Annotated in this window: 19 protein-coding genes; 12 read left to right on the top strand and 7 right to left on the bottom strand. The window is 50.6% G+C overall.

Annotated features, from left to right (window positions below):
• Window positions 1-9: 9 nt before the first annotated feature.
• A complete protein-coding gene (locus QVC96_RS05125; RefSeq protein ID WP_287690108.1) occupies window positions 10-447 on the bottom strand; it encodes a hypothetical protein in 438 nt (145 codons plus the stop codon).
• 222 nt (window positions 448-669) lie between these two features.
• Here QVC96_RS05125 and QVC96_RS05130 point away from each other — a divergent pair, with 222 nt between their 5' ends.
• The 3 genes from QVC96_RS05130 to QVC96_RS05140 all read left to right on the top strand — a co-directional run bounded on the left by QVC96_RS05130 (window position 670) and on the right by QVC96_RS05140 (window position 2797).
• Complete coding sequence (locus tag QVC96_RS05130) at window positions 670-1158, top strand: helix-turn-helix domain-containing protein (RefSeq protein ID WP_238027283.1); 489 nt, start codon at window positions 670-672, stop codon at window positions 1156-1158.
• Window positions 1130-1666, top strand: a complete 537-nt coding sequence (locus tag QVC96_RS05135) for an IS630 family transposase (protein ID WP_287688834.1) — start codon at window positions 1130-1132, stop codon at window positions 1664-1666. Before QVC96_RS05130 ends, QVC96_RS05135 begins: the two co-directional genes overlap by 29 nt.
• A gap of 708 nt (window positions 1667-2374) precedes the next feature.
• On the top strand, window positions 2375-2797 hold the full coding sequence (locus QVC96_RS05140) for a hypothetical protein (protein WP_287690109.1): 423 nt from the start codon (window positions 2375-2377) through the stop codon (window positions 2795-2797).
• 552 nt (window positions 2798-3349) lie between these two features.
• Here the strand turns inward: QVC96_RS05140 and QVC96_RS05145 are convergent.
• Window positions 3350-3913: a carbonic anhydrase gene (locus QVC96_RS05145; RefSeq protein WP_287690110.1), complete on the bottom strand. Its 564-nt coding sequence runs from the start codon at window positions 3911-3913 to the stop codon at window positions 3350-3352.
• A gap of 194 nt (window positions 3914-4107) precedes the next feature.
• Between QVC96_RS05145 and QVC96_RS05150 the strand changes: the two genes are divergently transcribed.
• The 7 genes from QVC96_RS05150 to QVC96_RS05180 all read left to right on the top strand — a co-directional run bounded on the left by QVC96_RS05150 (window position 4108) and on the right by QVC96_RS05180 (window position 12620).
• A complete protein-coding gene (locus tag QVC96_RS05150; RefSeq protein WP_287690111.1) occupies window positions 4108-5697 on the top strand; it encodes an APC family permease in 1590 nt (529 codons plus the stop codon).
• 13 nt (window positions 5698-5710) lie between these two features.
• Entirely contained in the window at window positions 5711-6016 is a 306-nt protein-coding gene (locus tag QVC96_RS05155; protein WP_287690112.1) for a Rieske (2Fe-2S) protein, read from the top strand.
• Window positions 6017-6041: 25 nt separating this feature from the next.
• Entirely contained in the window at window positions 6042-6812 is a 771-nt protein-coding gene (locus tag QVC96_RS05160; protein WP_287690113.1) for a CAP domain-containing protein, read from the top strand.
• A gap of 63 nt (window positions 6813-6875) precedes the next feature.
• Window positions 6876-8516: an acyl--CoA ligase family protein gene (locus QVC96_RS05165; protein WP_287690114.1), complete on the top strand. Its 1641-nt coding sequence runs from the start codon at window positions 6876-6878 to the stop codon at window positions 8514-8516.
• A gap of 161 nt (window positions 8517-8677) precedes the next feature.
• Window positions 8678-10429 (top strand): alpha/beta hydrolase family protein, encoded by a 1752-nt coding sequence (locus QVC96_RS05170; protein ID WP_287690115.1) that lies wholly within the window; start codon window positions 8678-8680, stop codon window positions 10427-10429.
• A 470-nt stretch (window positions 10430-10899) separates the two neighbouring features.
• The gene (locus QVC96_RS05175; protein ID WP_287690116.1) at window positions 10900-12090 is read left to right on the top strand and encodes a thiolase domain-containing protein; all 1191 of its coding nucleotides are present in this window, start codon (window positions 10900-10902) and stop codon (window positions 12088-12090) included.
• On the top strand, window positions 12087-12620 hold the full coding sequence (locus QVC96_RS05180; RefSeq protein WP_238026970.1) for a Zn-ribbon domain-containing OB-fold protein: 534 nt from the start codon (window positions 12087-12089) through the stop codon (window positions 12618-12620). Before QVC96_RS05175 ends, QVC96_RS05180 begins: the two co-directional genes overlap by 4 nt.
• Window positions 12621-12803: 183 nt before the next feature.
• On the opposite strand, the gene QVC96_RS05185 is transcribed toward QVC96_RS05180, so the two are convergent.
• Genes QVC96_RS05185 through QVC96_RS05195 form a run of 3 tightly spaced genes read right to left on the bottom strand, consistent with a single transcriptional unit; the run spans window position 12804 to window position 16928 of the window.
• Window positions 12804-13754, bottom strand: a complete 951-nt coding sequence (locus QVC96_RS05185) for a zinc-binding dehydrogenase (protein WP_238026971.1) — start codon at window positions 13752-13754, stop codon at window positions 12804-12806.
• On the bottom strand, window positions 13754-15709 hold the full coding sequence (locus QVC96_RS05190) for a 3-hydroxyacyl-CoA dehydrogenase/enoyl-CoA hydratase family protein (RefSeq protein ID WP_287690117.1): 1956 nt from the start codon (window positions 15707-15709) through the stop codon (window positions 13754-13756). Before QVC96_RS05190 ends, QVC96_RS05185 begins: the two co-directional genes overlap by 1 nt.
• Window positions 15710-15719: 10 nt before the next feature.
• Window positions 15720-16928, bottom strand: coding sequence for an acyl-CoA dehydrogenase family protein (locus tag QVC96_RS05195; protein WP_238026972.1), 1209 nt, complete (start codon window positions 16926-16928; stop codon window positions 15720-15722).
• Between the two features lie 162 nt (window positions 16929-17090).
• On the opposite strand from QVC96_RS05195, the gene QVC96_RS05200 reads away from it, so the two are divergent.
• On the top strand, window positions 17091-18698 hold the full coding sequence (locus QVC96_RS05200; RefSeq protein ID WP_425597981.1) for a long-chain-fatty-acid--CoA ligase: 1608 nt from the start codon (window positions 17091-17093) through the stop codon (window positions 18696-18698).
• Here QVC96_RS05200 and QVC96_RS05205 read toward each other — a convergent pair.
• Both QVC96_RS05205 and QVC96_RS05210 read right to left on the bottom strand, forming a co-directional pair.
• Window positions 18684-19904 (bottom strand): TldD/PmbA family protein, encoded by a 1221-nt coding sequence (locus QVC96_RS05205; protein WP_287690118.1) that lies wholly within the window; start codon window positions 19902-19904, stop codon window positions 18684-18686. The two genes, QVC96_RS05200 and QVC96_RS05205, sit on opposite strands and share 15 nt — an antisense overlap.
• Window positions 19905-21284: a TldD/PmbA family protein gene (locus tag QVC96_RS05210; protein WP_238026974.1), complete on the bottom strand. Its 1380-nt coding sequence runs from the start codon at window positions 21282-21284 to the stop codon at window positions 19905-19907.
• A gap of 285 nt (window positions 21285-21569) precedes the next feature.
• Here QVC96_RS05210 and QVC96_RS05215 point away from each other — a divergent pair, with 285 nt between their 5' ends.
• Window positions 21570-22043, top strand: a complete 474-nt coding sequence (locus QVC96_RS05215) for a P-loop NTPase (RefSeq protein ID WP_287690119.1) — start codon at window positions 21570-21572, stop codon at window positions 22041-22043.
• Window position 22044 lies beyond the last annotated feature (1 nt).

Here is a 22044-nt window from a genome sequence, read left to right on the forward strand (position 1 = left end):
CTTCGCTAATCATGCGTGAGCCGATTGCTTCATTAACTTTGTCTGGGCGGAAAGAACATCCTCCAACTGTGCTCTAACCCTGTTTAGCATCTCCTCGTAGTCTTCAGGGTTCAATATCTCCTCTAATGCATCCTTACCTCTTTCCTTGCCCATCAATAGCAGGTCGAGGGCTACTTCAAGGATCAATCTACTGTGTAGTGCCAGGAGATCATTGGCTACCTCCTCAAGGACCTCTACCGGATCCAGCGTTGACAACGCTTTTCTCAATATCTTCTCCTTGCTATCTTCTCCCAATCTCTTGTAGGGGGTTCCCTTGCTCATACCCAGTTCTTCCAGGATTGCAGTCTTTGGCTTTCCCGTCCTTTCAGATATATCATCCAGGAGTGATTTGGCAAGCCCATCTGTTATGAATCTACTGTAGTACCTTACTGATGTACTATCCTCCATTTTAGTACTCGTATCTTCCTTTGTGGAAGATAGTTAATAAGGGTTTTGCTGGAATCTCGTTCGGTCCGGCTATTCCGAAGGTAGTTCCCGCGTTCCTTCCGCGTTTCGCTGTCGCATAACCTAGGTAGGTTTTGCGGTCCATTCATTCGGCGAATTCGCGTGGTGAGACCGAACCACTAGTACTTAGGTAAAGTTTTTATCTTGGTATTACTAATATAGAATGTGGAGGAATTAGAGAAGGCTTACAGGGAGGAAAAGAATGCTAGAATAAGGCAGAGAATACTGGGGGTGAAGATGTACCTCGTGGACGGGTTCAGGGAGTACAGGGTGGCCGAGGTCCTCGGGGTTTCGTACTCAACGGTGAAGAAGTGGGTCGCGAAGTACAAGAGGGGAGGGGTCGGAGCGTTGAGGGATAGGCCAAGGTCGGGTAGGCCCAGGAAGTACTCCAGCGAGGAGGTGAAGAAGGTGCTGGAGACAAGTCCCAGGGAGCTGGGATACAACCTGGAGGGGTGGACCATGAGGGCGCTGAACGCTGAGCTGAGGAAGAGGGGGATAGTTTACAATAGGTATCACCTTTACAGGGTAGTGCACCAGCTGGGGTACGGTTTCGTGACGCCCAGGCCGGTGAACGCCAGGGCCGAGGTGGAGAAGCACCGCGATTTTAAAAAAAGTGAAGGAACTGATGGGACGCAGGATAGCGTTCTTCGATGAGACAAGGGTGGTGGTGGGCACCACGGTGAGGAGGTGCCTCGCCAGGAGGGGTTCCAGGCCCAGGATCAGGGTGAACCTGGGCTTCCAGCACTTCTACGTCTTCCTCGCCCTTGACGCCATTTCAAGGAAGGTGCTGTACACCCTCTACAACTCCCTCTCCAGCAAGAACATGAAGAGCTTCGTTTACAGGATGGAGAGGAAGTGGGGCAGGGAGACCAAGTACCTCGTCCTTGACAACCACTCCTCCCACAAGACGGGGGCTATCCTGGACCTGTTCAGGAGAAGGGGAGTGAGACCCGTTTTCACCCCAAAGTACTCGCCAGAGCTAAACCCTGTGGAGAGGATCTTCAAGGACCTGAAGTTCCACCTTGCGAACAGGTTCTTCAACAACGTGGAAGAGGCAAGGGAGGAGGTGAGGAGGTTCTTCGAGGAACATCACGATCAGTTTAATCTTGATGTGGTCCAATATCTGGATTTAGATGAAATAGAGGTAGAAAACAATGGATAAAAACTTCCACAAAGTACTAACGTGTAGCATTTCCCTGAACTTGACGTCAGTTCCTTCGCTCTTGAAACGTTCTTACCTGGGTAATACGCGTTTTGGATAACGAGAAGGGGAAAGTGGCTGAGGAAACTGAAGGAGGCTTTAAGGTAGAGGAGGGATTGCCTGAATGCCCTGGAGTGCGCGAGGGGTAAGTGCACGAAGAGGAGTGTTGCTCAAAGTAAAGGTTCCTGGCAGGGTTCAGCGTTGTGATGGAGGTGCCGAATTTCGTCCTAGCCATGAAAGAGGGCAGAGGTTACTGGAGACCAGAGATGGAGGAAGTCCAGCTCTTCGTCGACGGTCGCTCACATGGTCAGGTCGGTGAACGAACTTGAGCTCTAGGGTATAGACGCGAGAAGTAAGCTCTGCCTAAGCTACGTCAAGAAACACCTGGACCAAGATGGGAGGTAAGAGATTGACCTTCTCGACTCGCGCCTGTTCACCGAGTTCCCAGACAGGGTCAGGGAACTGGCGAAATGGGGGTCTCCTCTAGTCACCTCGCTTCCTTAGAAACTTCAACACTCCCCCTACTAATTAGTGGAGTCGTACAATTCCCTGATGGAGAGGAGAGAGTTCGGGAATTATTACACGCCATACAGGCTACTTCAGATCGTCTAGGCTTTCCTCCTATAATCTACTAGAAAGGTTTTTTATAAAGTTCCACGTATATTATTCATGGATAACAAGTTATACGAGACAATATCTAACTCCTTCAACGAGGTAGAGAACTACATCAGAAGCCATAATTACACTTTCACTGACCATAGAATAGAGGATAGGAGGGCGTATATTGAGTTTGGCAAGAGAGATGAGAGAACAGTTGGTGTTATGGCAATAGAGCAAATTGAAGGAAACACGGGTAGCTTCTTTATATATGAGTATCGTGTACTAGATTTAAGTGTGGACGATTTGATTAAATTACGACGTGGTCAAAGCGGTGAAGGATTGAGTAAGGTCATTTCGCAGGGATACATTAGGGTGGAGGGCCGAGTGGTGAAGCCCTACGGCAGGCATGAAATAGGTAACACCAATTTACTTACAGGAATGCTTTTAAAAATGTTTCAAGAAACCTTCACCTACGGTGAGCTGTCAAGGTAAAATTGCCTTTGTGACTGATGTTCTTTATCGAGATATGTAAGTCAACACGAATACGATTTCGTGTTAAAACACGGACATGTTATATCAAGAAAACATGGTACGGAGGAACCTACTGGACCATATTTTTGACGGACGATCCTTTATGTGCAGGGGTGGCGGTGTGTGTAAGTGATGAGAGAAGATTATAGAATTTCTTCTTTTCCTGGAGGGTCTCTATCAGAAGGTTCAGTGAAAGAGTGTAGGGAGTTATTTCCCCCAGCTTATCTGAATCTTTCTCAGGCTCCGTTGGAATGTGCGGTCACATCCACTACTGCCCACCTCAATATACGACACGGTCCAAGGGAATCTTATTAAGTAGACTGCTAGGAGGAATGGGTCTAGCCCGGTTTGTTGTGCATTTTACGTTGTGCATTTAGCGTTAAGTACTCCTTGAATACACGACGATATGAGGTAGCCTCAGGAATTCACTGAACAGTTGAGGGCTAAACCACGGCCCGTACTTTAAAGATATAAGGTTCCATCAAAAAACTTCATATTCAACATCTAAAGAAACTAGACCACTTTTCGCACTTCTTTAACTTTCAAGAACTCCTTGGCTATTAACACGTCAATATCACCGTCGTTTTCAGTCTGTATCACATAGGTTTTGTACATCATATCGTGCGGTATTATCTCGGAGTACCTTCTAGTCGAGGGTGACAACACCAGCGCCACGTTATCGCTTGAGGGAGGGGCGTTCAGCTCCTCAGTCCTGATCAGCTCTGAGGTGATCTTGGCTTTGACCATTCCCTTCAACGTGCTCTCCTGAACCTGAAGGTTCACCTGCTCCAGCTGGGGTTTGCTGTAACCTACGAACTTTCTGAAGGGAGAGATTAGGGGTTCCAGCCCTTCAGGTAACTTTTCGCCTTTCAATGCCCTCTCCACTACGCCCATGGCTCCACAATCGGTGTGCGGAAGGATCAGGATTTCGTCGGCCTTCTTTAGCAACGATATGGTGTTCTTAAGAGAGTTAACATTGGCTCCCGCGTTCCTCACGAAGACCGTGTTCCCATCGTTGAAATTCTTTTCCAGGTATTCATTTAACCTCCTGTCCATACAGGATATGACAATTCGCATAATTTATTAGAATAAGATACCCTTATATTTTTATTGTTTATACTAACTTATACTTTTCTAGAAAGAGTATTATCCCTTTTCTAATATACCATCTATTTTTCACATTTTCAAGTTTAGTTACGAATGTAATTTTAAAGTCTATGCGTTCAATTGTAGCAAAGCTTAAAACTCACGTCCCTTGACCACTTGCAGAAATGGAAGATAAAAAGACCCTTTTCCTGAGGGAGTCCTCCGGTCTCGTGAGGGAGGTCAGTCCTTGGTCGTCCATGTTTGCCACTTTCGGACTGGTGACCGGAGGAGTTCCAATCTTAATTTTAACCTGGCTTTTTACAGCGCCCGGGGCCAACTGGCCCCTAGCCTTTCTCCTGACTTTACCCCCGACCCTTGGCATGGCCTACCTCTTTTATCTTGCGGGGGTCGCCATGCCGAGGGCTGGAGGGGACTATGTGTTTAACAGCAGGGCCGTTCATCCCCTCGTGGGGTTCGTGAACTATTTTGGTCTCTTCGTGGGGTTCGGCCTCTCGCTGGGTTACTACAGCTACCTGGGAGCCCAGTGGTTCGGTTACCTGTTCTCTGGGCTGGGATTGGCCTACAACAATCAGGGATTCCTCAACCTTGGGAGCTGGTTCTCGGGCACAGAGGGTAGCATTGTGGTAGGATTGATCATAGTAATAATCTCAGCTGTCTTGGCTTCGGTTCCGAGGGCGCAGTGGAGGTTCGTGACGGGGGCGGGAATTATTACCTTCCTTTCCACCATTATTATGTTCATAGCCCTCGCCCAGATCAGCCCCAGCACCTTCGCTCATGCGCTCTCCACCACTACGGGGATTCCAAACGCATATAACCAGGTGATAAGCGATGCCACAAGTAACGGTCTAAGGTTCGAGAGTCCTCTATACGCCACGTTCCTAGCTGCGCCGGTGATCTGGTATTATTACACATGGTATAACCTGCCTCTCTCCTGGGCCGGCGAGATGAAACAGGTGAGGAAGAACGTGCTTTACGCGACTGTGGTGTCCATCCTCATAATTGCAGCCTATTACACCACGTTCACTTTCCTCAACCTTCATGCCTTCGGCTCAAGCTTCCTGACTTCCTGGAGTTACATCAGTAACCAGGGGGTTAATGACACCGTTTACAACAATCTGCAGAGCATAGGTGATTTCACACCCTTCTTCGCGTTCATTGTAACCCGCAGTCTACCCCTCTTCTTCATCATGTTCCTAGCCCTATGGTTACCCAACTTCTACAGCAATCCTCCCCTTGTGACGGGCCTGGTCAGGTATCTCTTCTCGTGGTCATTTGAGAGGATCATGCCTGAATGGATGGCTGACGTGAACGAGACCGTGAGGGCTCCGGTGAAGGCTACCCTTCTGGTTGGGGCCATGGGAGTTCTGGGCCTCTTCCTCTACGCCTACAACACCCCGGTATCCCTGGTGGACGTGACGGTGGTATTTGAGATAGGATATGGTGTGTTTGCCCTGTCCACCGCGCTGATGCCCTACGTGAGGAAGAACGTATACGAGGGGACGTTCCCCAACAAGAGCAGGGTAGCGGGGATTCCACTGGTAACCATAGTGGGTAGCTTGGTGTTCGCGTTCACGCTCTTCCTCCTGGCCTACACCTGGAACAATCCGGTGCTACTACCCATAAACCCGGAGACCATACTGTCCCTCGTCATTATATACGGTGCTGGAATTGCTATATACGCCGTTTCCTCCCTCAGGGCCAAGAAAAAGGGTCTGGACATAAACGTGCTGTTCCAGGAGATACCGCCGGAGTGAGGAGTGGGTTAAGATGGAGTTTTTTGAGATTCAAGGCTTTCCCGTAATGGTATTCATGGATGGAAAGGAGGAGAGGATGTGGCTTGCGGGTTGTCCGCATAAACAGAGACCTCTCCTCAATTCCCAGGTTAAGGGAAATGTGATCAGGTGTCCCTTCCATGGTGCGGAGTTTGACCTTATCTCGGGTAAGCTTGTCACTCCACCGGATTCAAAGACGCCCTGTCCCAAGGACTGTTCCCTAATAGAGGTAAAGCTTGTGAACGGGGAGCCAAAGTTCTCCAGGGATCCCTTCATTCCCTCCCTTCCCAGGAGGGAGTGATTTGTTACCTGGGGAGATCCTGAAGTTGGTCAATGAACTTAGGGTCATGCACGGAGTGCCAGAGGTGAGGTATGCCAACACGGGCGTGGCACAGTACAGGGCAAACTACATGTTGACGGAAAGACTTTTCCACCATTACGATAAACACGGATTTCCTCCCTTCTATCATTTCACCAGGCTTGGGAACTATTTCTACTCAGAGGAGGCACTGGGCTTCGTTCACTTCGAAAACTATCCAGAGCATAAGGTGAAGGATCTGGTGAGAAAGGTGGTCTTGGACATGGTGTATAACGACGCTGAGAGCGGGTGGGGTCATAGGGACACCCTTCTAGATCCCTGCTTCAATTACGCTGACGTGGGTGTTGCCAGGGACGGGGAGAACGTTTACGTTAACATTACCATGGTGTCAGCCTGGATTCACTGGCTGATCCCTCCGCGAGTCAGGGATGGCGTATTTTACTCCAGGGGCAGGGTATTTAACATGGCACCAGAGAAGGTGACAATTTTCAGGACCGAGGTAAGCCGGGTCAATCTCAGCAAGAAGTATTACGATCTTGGAGAGCCGGTTGCCATGGTCCTTCCCTCACCCTACTACGCACGTGGAATTGAAACCATAAGGCCCAGAACATGGAGGATGGGACAGGAACTGGAACTGGAGTTCACTCTGCCAAGGGTTGGAGGTCTGGTTTCGGTGGTGATCTCCGGAAGGGATCTCAGAGGTATGAGGTGGGAACCCATGACATCCAAGAGAGTTGGTGAATGTAACCTTCTGTGCTATCCTCAGGTCTCGGGGTAATGCTCCTGACGTGTTGCTCCCTAGCTAGATCAGTTTTTAAACTAGTGTAAGTCATTTTAATTGATGAATGGATTCAAAGTTCCCAGTTATGAGGGAGTTGACCCAACGGGTTCATGGTACTCCGTGCTAACTCCCCTCCTGTTTCTGGAGAGGGCAGGGAAATACTTCAAGGACAAAACGGCTGTAGTGTACAGGGATAACAGGTACAGCTACTCCACCTTTCATGATAACGTGATGATACAGGCGAGTGCGCTTATGAAGAGGGGATTCTCCAGGGAGGACAAGCTATCCTTCATCTCCAGGAACAGACCAGAGTTCCTTGAGTCATTCTTCGGAGTTCCATACGCCGGTGGAGTCCTGGTCCCCATCAACTTCAGGCTCTCTCCCAGGGAGATTGCCTACATCGTGAATCACTCCGACTCCAGGTTCGTTGTGGTGGATGAGCCCTACGTCGACTCACTCATGGAAGTTAAGGACCAGATCAGGGCCGAGATAATTCTGCTTGAGGATCCGGACTTCCCCAGCGCCAGTGAGAGGGCTAGGAAGGAAGTGAGCACGACCTATCACGAGCTGGTGAAGGGAGGATCAAGGGATCCCCTCCCCATTCCAGTGAAGGAGGAGTACTCCATGATAACCCTTTACTACACCTCAGGTACCACAGGCCTGCCCAAGGGAGTTATGCATCATCACAGAGGTGCCTTCCTCAATGCCATGGCTGAGGCCCTGGAACACCAGATGGATCTGAACTCCACCTACCTCTGGACCCTCCCCATGTTCCACGCAGCTTCGTGGGGATTCTCCTGGGCCACGGTGGCTGTGGGGGCTACCAACGTGTGCCTGGACAAGGTGGATTACCCCTTGATATACAGGCTCATTGAGAATGAGAGGGTTACCCACATGTCCGCCGCCCCCACAGTTTACGTGAACCTTGCAGACTACATGAAACGCAATAACCTCAAGTTTAGCAACAAGGTGCACATGCTGGTGGCAGGGGCAGCGCCAGCTCCCGCCACGCTGAAGGCAATGCAGGAGATAGGGGGTTACATGTGCCACGTGTATGGGCTCACCGAGACTTATGGGCCCCACTCCATCTGTGAATGGAGGAAAGAATGGGATTCACTTCCCATTGAGGAACAGGCAAGGCTCAAGGCCAGACAGGGAATTCCCTACGTTAGTTTCGAGATGGATGTCTTTGATGCAGAGGGCAAGCCGGTCCCCTGGGATGGAAAGACCATAGGAGAGGTGGTGATGAGAGGTCATAACGTGGCTCTGGGCTACTACAAGAACCCCGAGAAGACGGCAGAGTCGTTCAGGAACGGCTGGTTCCATTCAGGGGATGCAGCCGTTGTTCATCCCGACGGCTATATAGAGATAGTGGACAGGTTTAAGGACCTGATAAACACGGGAGGGGAGAAGGTATCCAGCATCCTGGTGGAGAAAACGCTCATGGAGTTACCGGGAGTGAAAGCTGTGGCAGTGTACGGAACCCCCGATGAGAAGTGGGGTGAAGTGGTAACTGCGAGGATAGAGCTACAGGAGGGGGCGAAGCTCACCGAGGAGGAGGTAATAAGGTTCTGTAAGGAGAGGCTGGCCCACTTTGAGTGCCCCAAGATTGTGGAGTTTGGTCCCATACCCATGACAGCAACGGGCAAGATGCAGAAATATATCCTGAGAAATGAGGCCAAGGCCAAGAAGGGAATGTAGATGTTCTCTTTGTTGTGTATTTCACGTTTAAGAGATCCGGGATAGAAATGTTGCCCTAGAACGTAAATCGCCACTTTCTTCACCTTTTAGCGTCCCTACCCCGGTCACCGTGTTCACGCTTTAGATAGCTCAGCTTAATACCGTGTGTCTCTACTTTCCTTATGGATCCCAAGGAAGCCTATTCCCTAAAGGTCATCTCAGAGGTTAAACTGGAACCCCAGGGTCTCATACACGGTGAGACCTGGATAAAGGAAAATGGTTACCACACGTCCATTTTCCTCAACCATAGGCCCATTCTGGAAGGTAAAGTCTCATTGCCCAAATTCCTGGGGGAGGACCTCTACTACGTAAGGAGTGACGGTTCAGCTCAGTTGTTATCGCAGTCACCCTATGGCGAACCAAAGAAGGTTGCAGAGCTGGGTAAGATAAACAAATTTGAGAAACATGAGAAGGGTCTCCTGATCCTGGGGGAGGACCTCCTGGACAAACAGACACCTTCAGTACCTTTCATCACGGAGAAGAGGAAATACAGGTTTGATGGGAGGGGTCTTCTGAGGACTAGGACCTCCCTCTACCTTGTCAGGGGAGAAGAGGTGATGAAGGTCCTTGGGGGAGACTTCGACGTTACGGATTTTGCCACCAACGGGAAGAGAGTTGTGGTATCAACAACTCAACCCGACGATGACCTTGGACTCAATGCCCTTTACGATCTGGATCTGGATACCGGGGAGGTCAGGAGAATAATCAAGGAGGATGGCATGATTCTGGCAGTTGCCATGAACCCTCACGGAGATGTGGCCTATCTCGGCCACGACAAGGGTAAGTCCCCGTGGGCAGTGAGGGAGGTCATCCTCCCGGAACTTGGGGAGAGATATGTGTGCGGAAAGACCTGTGGCTCCACAGTCCTCTCCGACGTCTTCGATGGAGCAAAGGACAAACTGGTTTTCCTCAAGGATCAGCTTGTCAGCCTTGGGCAAGTAGGCGGTGAGGTTAACGTGTACAGGATAAGCGATAGGAAGGTTGACAGACTTACTGAGGGGCAACGGGTGGTGAGGATATTTGACCATGACGGGAACTCACTGGCGTATTCATTCATGACTCCGGAGAAGCCCTCTCTCCTCTACCACGGCGAGATATACGATCCTAACCCTGGGGTTAAGGGACTCACTCCGGTGAAGATCAACTCAAGGATTGAGGGATGGGGAATTATTACTGGGGACAGGCCCACAATACTCTTCATACACGGCGGTCCCCATATGGCCTACGGTTACGGGTACTTCATTGAGTTCCAGTTCTTCGCTTCCAATGGTTTCAACGTGATTTACGCCAACCCGACGGGAAGCCAGGGTTACGGAGAGGAGTTCGCTAAGGGATGTGTGGGGGACTGGGGCGGAAGAGATATGATGGAACTCCTGGAGTTTGTGAACGACGCAAGGAAACAGTTCAATCTGACCAAGAAGGTTGGCGTCACAGGCGGATCGTATGGAGGTTTCATGACCAACTGGATAGTTACCCATTCAGACCTATTCTCCGCAGCTGTGAGCGAGAGGGGAATCTCCAACCTCGTGAGCATGTGCGGTACCAGCGATATTGGCTTCTGGTTCAATGCGGTGGAATCAGGGGTGGTGGACCCATGGAACCCAGAAAGCATGGAGAAGCTAATGAGGATGTCCCCCATCTATTACGTGGGGAGAGTTAGGACTCCCATCATGTTCATTCACGGCGAGGAGGATTACAGGTGCCCAATTGAACAGGCGGAGCAATTCCATGTGGCGTTAAGGTCAAAGGGGGCGGAGAGCAAACTGGTGAGATATCAGGGTGACGGTCATGAGCATGCGAGGAAGGGAAAACCTGATAACATGATGCACAGGTTGGGAATTAAGTTGCAATGGTTTAAGGACCATCTTGAGTAAAGTATTTTTATCTCGTTTAGTCAAATATTTCATATACTTCAAACCTACGCCCTAGGAGGCTGGTGGGCCTTCAGGGGTAGTTCATGCCAGCAGGTTGTTGTAGTGGAGGGGTCCTTAAGGACGTTCACCCTACCCTATCTGGTAAATGCAAGGATCATGAATGAGAGGATAATGGTTCTAGAGAAACCGGGAGTCTGCCTGAAGTAGAGCTAAGTCACACTAACCGTGAATTAATAGGATGGTTCTTTGGAAAGCATATGCAGAGGTTCGGGTAAGGTTGTAAAAATATCTAATTGAGTTAATAAATAGAACACGAGATTCCGCTCGTAGTTCAGGTGAAATGCCTGCCACACGGATGGATTCTTACTCCAAAAGGTTCTTACATGCGGTGCCTTTCCAATTCCATTGAAGCTTCGCGAGTGCCGGATTTGATCTATCACTTTAAAATCCACAATTACCAATATTTCTTCATGACTAACGTAGCCATTATTGGAACAGGTCACTCCAAGTTTGGTTCTAGGACTGATGTGAACCTTCAGGAGCTAGCCTGGGAGGCAGTTAAGCAGGCGCTTGAGGAGGCCAATGTGGAACAGAAGGACATCCAGTATTTTTCGGTGGGGAATGTGGGCACATGGAGCGCTGAACCCCTACCGGCAGTTGTGATAGGGGAGTACTGCAATCTCACCCCAAGCGGAACCATGAGGGTTGAGGCAGCGTGCGCCTCGGGTAGCGCAGCGCTGAGGGAGGCATACCTTGCAGTTAAGTCAGGTGAGGCAGACATTGCCATGGCCATAGGGGTGGAGCAGATGCATCAGTCCCCTAATCCCACGGTAGTGGAAATGATAGGAAGGGCAGGAAACTACTTCTGGGAGTTCGAGAACTTCGGTCTGACCTTCCCAGGATATTACGCGCTGTATGCAACCGCATACATGAACAGGTATGGCCTGAAGGAGGAGGACCTGGGAAAGATAGCCGTGAAGGCCCATCATTATGGGGCCATGAACCCCTACGCTCACTTCCAGAAGGAGATAACCATGGAGGAATACCTGAAGTCCCGTCCCGTGGCGTGGCCCCTAAAGCTACTGGATTCATCCCCGATCACGGATGGTGCCGCTGCAGTCGTCCTGGCCTCTGAGGAGGTGGCCAACAAGTATACCGATTCCCCAGTATGGATAGAAGCCCAGGGAGTGGGTTCAGGCACAGCTAACCTTTCCAGGAGGACAGACTTCACGACCATTGAGGCAGCCAGAATGGCAGCCGAGCAGGTTTACAGGAGAGCTAAGATAAACATGGACTCTCCATGGAAGGAGATAGACGTGGCAGATGTGCACGACTGTTTCACCATCGCCGAAATAATTGCGTATGAGGACTTGAGGTTCGCCAGGAGGGGCGAGGGTCTCACTCTGGCCAGGGAGGAGCAAACCTACATAGGCGGGAGGATTCCCGTAAACGTTGACGGAGGGCTCAAGGCCAAGGGCCACCCCATTGGAGCAACAGGGGTTAGTATGGCAGTCTCCCTTGCCAGACAGCTCCTTTACAGGGCCCCCAACAAGGGTATGCAGGCAGAGATAAGGAACGGAAGGGCACTGGCCCATAATGTGGGAGGAACGGGACATTACGCCTACGTTACCCTATTCTCCACCAGGAGGCCGGGACTATGATATCGGACGTGAGAGATGCCAAGCAAAAGGAGATAGCTGAGGTTCTGAAGCAACTGGACATGTTAACCAAGATGACGGGCCTACCAGTTTACCCTGAGCCCAAAACGGGGAACCCGCTGTGGTCAGACGTCAGGGAGCTGGACCTGAGGTATCAGATTCCCGTCAAGAGGATATCAAAGTTCTTCGACGAGCTCAAGAAGGGGAAGGTTCTGGCCACCAGGTGCAACAAGTGTGGCACAGTGTACTTCCCGCCTCAAGACGACTGTCCCAAATGCAGAACTTCAAATCTGGAGTGGAAGGAAGTTCAGGGAGAAGGAGAACTCCTCACCTACACCGTAATTTCCGTGAAACCACCGTCCTTTGCCCACTATCCCGACTACGTGGTGGGCATAGCCAGATTTGGAGATGTTAGTGTTACCGCATGGGTGGAAGGTCCCCGGGAGAAGTTAAGGGTTGGTTCCAAGGTGAGGCTTGACGTTTCCAAACGTGAGCCTGAGGGATATATAACATATAGACTAATCTTACTTTAATAACTTTTTTAAGTATTCTCCTCAAAAAGTAGAGGAAAGTTAACCACCGTCCCATAAAAGTTCTTGAGAATTCTCACTAGGCTGGCTTAGGGTGAGTATCTCGGAAAGGATGAATAGGAGATCGGCACTTGTTCGTGAATGGTCTTTGACAGCACAACGGGCTTCAGTATGAAAACCTCTGCCTCAACCTCCCGTGACCAGGACAGCCCTTCCAAGAACATTTCCCTCCATCATGTCCTTCATTGCGGTATTTACTTCTCTCAGGTGATATTTTCTGTACACAGGCTTCACCATTCCCTCATGGATGAGCCTCACTGCTTCCCTGACTTCCGCCCTCGTGTATGCGGCAGAACCCACGATCCTGTGCTCCCTCATTATGGTGAGGGCCGGTCTCATTAGGGAGATTTCCTTTCCTGTGACGTTACCCACCAGCACCAGAGTTCCTTCCCTCTTTAAGGCTCTCAAGCTCTCGTTCACGGTCTCTGACCCAACCAACTCGATAACAGCATCTACGTCCTTAACTTGTCTGGAGAAGTCCTTCTGAGTGATGACCTGGTCAGAAAACTTGGACACTACCTCGACCTTGGAAGAAGAGGTAACCGAAACCACCTTAGCCCCCAGGAACTTGAGGTACTGTATTGTATGTATTCCCACTCCTCCACCTGCCCCGGTGACCAGGACAGTGTCTCCCCTTTGGATCCCCGCAATTCTGCTTGAGTGTATTGCGGTAGCTAATGGGCACACTCCAGCTGCATACTTTTCGTACTCCTTATCGGGCAGGGGGAAGATTCCTTGCTCCCTTACCGCGACCACTTCAGCATATCCCCCGGGCCTGGCCTCCCCTAGGAACCGGGCATTCTCGCACAGGTTCTCCTTCCCAGCCTTGCAGTACCTGCACTCTCCACACGTTTCAACTCCATACACGCCCACAGGCTTACCCTCGTACTCTCCGTAAATTTCGTGGCCCAGGATAAGGGGAGGTGTTAGGTTTCTGAACCCTCCCCTCCATATCACCAGGTCCCTTCCACACATCCCAGAAGCTTTAACTTGGACAGATAGACCCTCGCCAACCTCTGCCTCCCTGAGAACCAGGGGCTCTGAGAACCTCTCAAGGACAGCAGCCAAGGCCTTCATTACTCTCCCCTGAAGTTGGGCTTCCTCCTTTCAAGGAAAGCCCTCACACCTTCCTCAAAGTCCTTGGTGCTGAAGAGAAGACCGAAGAGACTGGCCTCAAGTGATGATCCTGCCCATATATGTGTCTCCTCCCCCAGTTTGTAGGCAAGTTTGGCTGAGGCCACGGCCAGGGGAGACTTCTCGGCTATGGCACTGGCCAGTTTCTTCACCTCGGTCTCAAGTTCCTCGGGTTCAGCCAGAAACTCCACAATTCCCAGTTGATGGGCCTCCTCAGCCTTAACCCTCCTCCCGGTCAGGACGAGCTCTAGGCCCCTTCTTCCCGTTAACCTGGACAGGCGTTGTGTCCCACCACCTCCTGGTATCAGACCTAGGTTTATCTCTGGCTGTCCCATTTCTGCCGCCCTAGAGGCAACCCTGAAATCTGCGGAGAGGGCCAGTTCCATTCCCCCTCCAAGGGCAAGTCCATTTATGACCGCTATAACTAGCTTAGTCAGAAACTGGACCTTCATGAAGACCTCATGGAACTTCCTGGAGGCAATCATGGCCTTCACGGGAGTTAGGGAGCTGAATTCCGTGACGTCTGCCCCAGCGCTGAACACCCTTCCCTGACCGGTAATTGCTATAACTCTGACCTCCTCCCTCTCCTCCAGGTAGTCTAAGGCTTGGTTTATCTCCCTTATCATGTCACCGTTGATTGCGTTATACCTTGTGGGTCTGTTCAGCACTATCCAGCCCAGGGGTGGCTCTACCCTCACCAGAATTGTGGTATATTTGGTCTCCTCTTTCCCGTAGGTGTGAAATCCTTGTCCGGCTTTCCTCCCCAGCTTACCTTCCTTCACCATGGTTAGCAGGAGGGGATCCGGGGAGAAATGATCCATCCCGCTTCCCTCCCTCATTTCCTCTAGGGTCTTCATCACCACGTCAATGCCAATCTCATCCGCATAAGAGAGTATCCCCTTGGGTAACCCCAACCCTAGGATACATCCCTTCTCGGCGTCATCCTTTCCCACTACCCCTTCCCTAAGGAGATAGCTCACCTCATTCACTGCAGGGGCAATCAGGTATCTCCCCAACCTCTTGGGTGTGGAGGGAAGGGTTGGTCTCACGAACTTCCCTGGAGATGGATACTGATAGTAACCGCTTCCCGACTTCACCCCCAGTTTACCCTGAGATACCAACCTTTCCGTGGAAGCGCATGGGAACGCCTTGAAACCCCTTGCAGTAACCGCCTTCCACACGCTGTATCCTATATCAAGCCCCGTGTAGTCTGCAAGGAGGAAGACGCCCATGGGGAAACCAAGTTCTTCCATGGCTGAAGAGTCTACTTCCTGAATTGTTGCTATCCCCCTTTCCACCAGATAACACCCGGCCTCCATTATCCTCAGGAGCACCCTGTTCACGAAGAAGCCCGGGACATCCTTGACCACTATGGTCTCCTTGTTCATGGATCTGGCCATCTCCACTGTTGCCCTCACCGCATCGTCTGATGTATCCTTTCCCCTGACCACTTCCACTAGGGGCATCAGTACGGGTGGATTGAAGAAATGCATTCCCACAACTCTATGAGGGGATTTCAGCACGGAAGCAATCTCTGAAATGGGCAGCGAGCTAGTATTGGTAGCTAACACCGCGGAAGGTGAGGCGTGAGTCTCAGCGTTTTTGAAGATGGTTCTCTTCAACTCAAGGTCTTCCTTCACCGCCTCCATCACGAAATCGGCATTCCTTAAGGCCTGTACTTGGTCAGTCTCTGGGTGAATCCTGGCCAGAACCTGTTCAATGCCCTCCTTTAGGGAGCCGGACTCCTTCAACTTGGAGAGACTCCACTTGATTCTCTCCATGGCCTGTTGCAGGATCTCCATTGAGATGTCGTTCATCCATACCTCGTTGCCCGCGATCGCTGCAAGTTCAGCAATCCCGTGACCCATTACGCCGGATCCTATGACTGTAACCTTCAATGTTGAGACCTCAAGCTAGTTCTATGTTTATCCCCACAAGTTTTCTTACCAGGTCCCTGGCCACCATCAACCTCTGTATATCGTTTGCCCCCTCGTATATGGTGGTGATCATGGCGTCCCTCAGGTAACGCTCCACCCCAGTCTGGACCTCTACGCCTGCTCCCCCGTGTATCTTTATTGCCAGTGAGGAGACCTGTTCCGCAACCTCAGTGGCTATCATCTTTGCCAGTGATGCGGCAGTAACTGCAAGGTTGTGGTTCTTCTCCGCAAGAGTTGCAGCCCAGTAGGTGAGCAACCTGGCAGACTCAAGGTGAGCTAGCATGTCAGAGAGCTTGAAGGCTATTCCCTCAAAGGAGATGAGGGGTCTCTCAAACGCCTGCCTCTGTAACGAATAGTTGAAAGCCCTCTCGAACGCCCCTTGGGCGATTCCCACTGCCTGGGCAGCTACTCCCACTCTTCCCCTGTCATAAGTTGTCACGGCCACCTTGAAGCCCTCATCTACCTTTCCCAGAACGTTTTCCTCTGGTACCTCCACGTTGTCCAGTATTACCTCATTGGGTTGTTCTCCCCTGAGCCCCATTACGTTTATCTTTGAGCCAATCTTGACGCCGGGCCAGTCCCTCTCCACAATGAAGAACGTCAGTCCCTTCCACCTCTCCTTCCTGCTTGGCGGTGGACTTGTCCTTGCTGATACCACTAGGAAGGACGCCTTATCCGATCCGGTGATGAAGTATTTCCTCCCGTTGATTATCCACTTACTCCCTTCCTTCTTGGCGGTGGTCTTAATCCCCGCAACATCGCTCCCAGCCCCGGGTTCGGTGTTAGCGTGGGCAGCAAAGACCTCTCCCCTGGCCACGGGTGGGATGTATTTCTTTTTCTGCTCCTCTGTTCCAAAGATCAGGACAGGGGTGGTGAAAAGGTGGTTTGCCCCAATCCTCACCATGAAGGCTGGAGAGATCCTGGAAAGTTCCTCATTGGCGATGGTAGTCATCATCATGTCTCCTCCCTGCCCTCCGTAAGCCTCAGGAATCCCCACACCCATGAGGCCCATTTCCCTGGCCTTCTGGTAAATCTCTTCGGGAATGGAATTTTCCCTTTCTATTCTTTGAACGTTGGGAAGGAGCTCCTTCTCAGCGAACTCCCTCACTGCCCTCCTAAATAGCTCATGATCTTCAGATATTTTTATTTCAAAATCTTGCAAATTTTCGAAAGGAAACAAGTTAGATCGAGTATAGATATATCGAACAAAATATAAAATTTAGCTCGTGAATTTTGATAGGAGAGTTGAAGGGTAAGATACCTTGATTCTGGGTAAGCGGTTTTACTATGTATAGAAAAAATGTATAACTAAACTTAAATGCTAAGAAAAGGTATGATATGCATGGGATATTATAACTACAATTTGACGGTGGATAAGCTCCTCGACTACGGTTCCACCGTATACTCCAGTAAGGAGATTGTGTACAGGGATAGGAGGCGTTACAGTTTTTCCAAGTTTAGGGAGAGAGTTGAAGCCTTTGCCCAATCCCTACTAAAAATTGGTGTGAAACCAGGTGACAAGGTGGCAGTGGTTGACTGGGACACTGACGTCTATATGACTGCGTATTACGCTGTGCCCATGATAGGGGCGGTCCTTCACACCGTCAACGTTAGATATCCGCCTGAGGTCATGCTTAAGACTGTAATTCACGCTGAGGACAAGTGGGCAATAATGAGGGATGAGTTCACCCCACTCCTGGAGAAGGGCAGGGCCTTTCTGGGCGGATTGAAAGGCGTGATTACCTACTCCGACGAGAGGGAGAAGGTCAAGACCAGCTTTCCAACCCACGACTTCTGGGAGCTTCAGGAGAGCGGAGAGAGATTACCTCCACAGGAGATAAAGGAGGACATGCAGGCAACAGTTTTCTACACCTCCGGGACCACAGGGGAACCAAAGGGTGTATGGTTCACGCACAGGGACTTGGTTCTTCACTCAATGAGCGTGGCCCTGACCACATCAAAGCCACCGTTAAGATCGTCACAGGATGATAATTTCATGATACTGGTTCCCATGTTTCACGTTCATCAATGGGGATTTCCCTACGTCACCATGCTCGTTGGAGCAAACTACGTTCTCCCAGGAAGATACGATCCTGCAATGGAGATAGAGCTCATGAGGAGGGAGCACGTAACTTTCTCCGCCATGGTTCCCACGATCCTGTACATGATCCTGTCACATCCCAACGCGTCAAAGTACCCTGAGGTGTTCAAGGGTTGGAAGGTGATGATAGGTGGGGCTGCATTACCCACTGGACTGGCATATGCGGCCAGGAAGATGGGAATAAACATAGCGGTGGGATACGGGATGTCCGAGACGGCTCCAGTGTTGACTGTAGCCTATTACACACCCGAGGTGGAGAAATTGCCTGAGGAGGAGAGGTTCCTACAGCAGATAAAGACAGGTGTTCCCATACCCCTATCCCAGGTCAAGGTGGTGGACGAAAAGGGGAATGAGGTTCCGTGGGATGAGAAGACGGTGGGGGAAATAGTGGCTAGAGCCCCCTGGTTAACTAGGTCATACTACAAGGACCCGGAGAGGACTGAGAAGCTCTGGAAGGATTCGTGGCTCCACACTGGAGACCTGGCGGTAGTTGACAGGTACGGTTACATCAGGATCGTGGACAGGGATAAGGACGCAATAAAGAGCGGAGGGGAGTTCATTCCATCACTGATACTCGAGGACATAATCTCCACACATCCCAAGGTGGGTGAGGTGGCCATAGTGGGAATGAAGGACGAGAAATGGGGCGAGAGGCCAGTTGCATTCATAGTCCCCAAGGGTGAGTTGAAGGAAGAGGAGATAAGGCAGTTCCTCATGGGCAAGGTGGAAGAAGGGAAGTTACAGAAATGGTGGATCCCAGACAAGTTTGTGTTCGTGAAGGAGTTCCCAAAGACGTCCACTAACAAGATAGATAAAAAGGCATTACGTGGCCAGCTAAGCCCTGGTTAAATTCACTCCCTCCACTAGAGCGAACGGGTATACTCCTGGGAGGGGCGCATCCCACCAGGCCACTGAATACCTTTCCTTGGAAAGTTCTTTTATTCCTGAAATAATTTTTCCCAGTTTGTCTGCTATCCTGACTCTCCCCGCAACTCCTACAGGTTTCCCTTCTTTTATCACCACTACGGCGTCCCTACCCACGGTCGAGAACTGTCCCTCAGCCCTGTTCTGAAATCTTGTGTACCAGTTGTTATTGAACAGGATCACGTTGCCATCCAGCAGGGAGCTCTCCGAAACCTCTCCAGGAAGGACCTCGAGGGTCCACGGCCTGGGATAGACCCATCCAGCATTTCCAGTGGTCTCCCGATCTAGTACCTTCCCAACCTCAATGTTCAGGAGGGGGCTCGTGTAAACTCCCCTGTCTATTATTGTAGTCCTCCTGGTGGGCACTGCCTCATCGTCAAACTCCCAGGAATTGAGCTCGTCTCCCTTTGGGTTGTCCATAAGGGTGAACTTCTCGCTTGCAACCACGTCTCCTGGCTTCCTTGTGGATAGGAAACTGTTTCCTGTCATTATGCTGTAACCTGAGGCAGAGTATGCAACAGTTGCCATTAGGTTGCCCATCACCAGGGGAGATAATACGACGTTATATTTACCGTCGGAGACGTCGTAATGGCCGGTGATGGAGGCGTATTCCTCAGCCCTGGAGATGGTGTCTCTCACCTTCCTTTCGTCATATGATGATGAGGCAAAGGCCCACTGTCCGCTGTAATCTCCGTTCTTTGCCCTGAAGTAACCCTGGAACCAAGTCCTGCTTTCCTCCCCCTCAAATCCGTGAATTGTGGTCAGTCTCTTGGTGATGATAGTGGCCGTGACGGTACCGTACAAGGGATACTTGGAGGAGAGGAGGGGCAATAGCCTTGATGAATCCTCAAAGAGGTTCACCACTCCCTTATCCACCTTGGAGAAAGAGAACTTCCCCGACCTTTCCATGACCGTGGGGACTATCCTAGACTCGGGTAGCTGATCTAGGGCCTTGTCCAGGCTCACCTTGTCTAGGGAGCTCACCTTAGTTACGGTGAACCTGTTCCCCTTTCTGAGCAGTACGTTAAAGTACCTATCCCTTAACCTCTGAATGGTTTCAATCCTGCTTTCCACCACCTTGATTACCAAGGTTTGACTGAATATCTCCTGAACGGCGTACGGACTTGACATCTAGATCACCTTAACCATAACGTTCCTGAGCCTGAGATCCGGTCCACCCATGGAGACTGGAATTCCTTGATCCGGATCTCCTTTCCCGCATGTACCCGGGTAGAACTCCAGGGAGTCGTCAGCTCCATCGATGGCGGAAAGGAAATCCGTGGTCTTTCCCTCAAGGACAGGGAATAGAACGGGATCCCCAATCTCACCACGTCTTATCTCGTACGCTTCAAGCCCTATGTACCGCTGGCCCATCCTCATATCGTCTATGTTCCACTCCATGTACGTTTTGAAGAATATTCCCTCCTTTACGTCCTCAATTAGTTCTCTGAAATTCATGTCCCCTGGAACAAAGAAGGTATTGGACATCCTGATTAGGGGCTCTCGATCAAAGCCAGAGGCCCTGGCAGATCCGTTGCTCGGAACGTTATTCCTCTTCGCTGTAAATCTGTTCTGTAACAGCTCATTCACCTCTCCCTCCCTGATCAGAAGCTTTCTCCTGGCCTTCACTCCCTCGTCATCAATCTGGTAGTAACCCATGCTGTTCTGTATGGTAGGATCATCCGCCACGTTCACTGCAGGATTTCCGAGTCTCCTGGAGTTCATGGTAGCCAGGTAACTGGTACCGGCCTGGGCAAATTCTCTACCTAGAACTCTATCAGCCTCGAAGGGGTGTCCAACGGACTCGTGAGCCATAATCCCGCTCAGGATAGGGCTCAGGACCACATCCCTCCTTCCAGGGCTTATTCCCTTACCTGTCTGAAGAACTCGATCCAGTGCCTTCACCCTCTCCACCAGATGAGCACCTACCTTCAATTCCCTCAAGGTCTCCAGTCCTCCGCTTTCCCCCAGTTCATGCCACGCTGTGATGGTTCTGCCATTACCCGACATCACCAGGTTATATGATACGAGGATCCTGGGCACTCTGCCCACGATTCTGGAGCCGTTAATCAGTATCTCCTTCTCCTCGACGCTCTCGGAGTAGGTTAAAACGAAATTGTGAAGCTTGGACTCAATTTTCTGGGAGAGGACCTCCTTGGAGATGTCCTTCAGTAAGGCAATCTTCTCCTCGAGGGAGACGGAGGTGAGGGGAGTTTTCTCGTCCACCTGATATGTTCCGTTCTCAGGTTCCACGTCCAGAAAATCGCTGGACCACCCTGACACCCTCTCTGGACTGGGGTTAAGTTCCTCTGGTGATTGGGAGGAGGCGAAGAACAGCGCACCGTTGAAGTACCTGACGGAATACCCTCCCTCCACCTCGTCATAGACCCCTAGTAACTCACCGTTCATCAGGGAGATTACCCTTGAGGAGATCTGATGATGCCTCACCTCAACGTACTTGAAGGGAAATTTACTGGCAATGGATTCTAACTCATCCTCTTTTTGGGTCATACAGGGATTGTACAACACAAATTAATGAACTCATCCCCTATTACAGTATAAATGCAGAGTAATATGGGTAGTTTTTCAGTAAGTGAACTTGCCTACCCTGTCCAGTTCTGTGCATTTCAGGTTAAAGCGTCCTTAGCTACATAGCAACGTAGGAGGCACGTCCGTTATTCGCGATGCTACTGCAGGCTTTCAATCTCACAAAGTCGTTTCAGTTTGGGTAAATAACGAACTAAAGTTGCCTACAGTTACAAAATTCTTTTGTACCATAAATCTGAAAGTTTACATATGAGAATAGTAGTACTGGGGGCCAAGGGAGGGGTCGGAAAGTCTATGGTGGCTCTGCTCTTGGTGAGGTTCCTGCTCTCCTTGGGAAAAAGGATACTAGTGGTGGACAGGGATATGACAGGTTACATTTCATGGTTGGCGGGAATCCGGGGAAAGGGACTCATGGCCAGTGTGATAGACAACGAGGAACATAACTACCTGAAGACGTTCAACGTGGATAAGGGAATCCTACACGTTCTAAAGTTCTACGGAGATGGACCGAGGCTGGTGAACGACGTGAGACAATTCTCCAGGGAGGATATAGCCAATGAGGTGAGGGAAAGATATAGGGAAGTCCTTTCACTTCCCCACGATCACATAATATATGATAACAGGGGCATGATAGAGCCCAGCGAAATAGAATTCAGTCTGGATAGCATTTCCCTGAACTTGACGTCAGTGCCTCGGCCCTTGAAAAGTTTTTTACCAGGGTAAT

The sequence above is a fragment of the Metallosphaera javensis (ex Sakai et al. 2022) genome (assembly GCA_021654415.1).
In the GTDB taxonomy this organism is placed as follows: Archaea; Thermoproteota; Thermoprotei_A; order Sulfolobales; family Sulfolobaceae; genus Metallosphaera; species Metallosphaera javensis.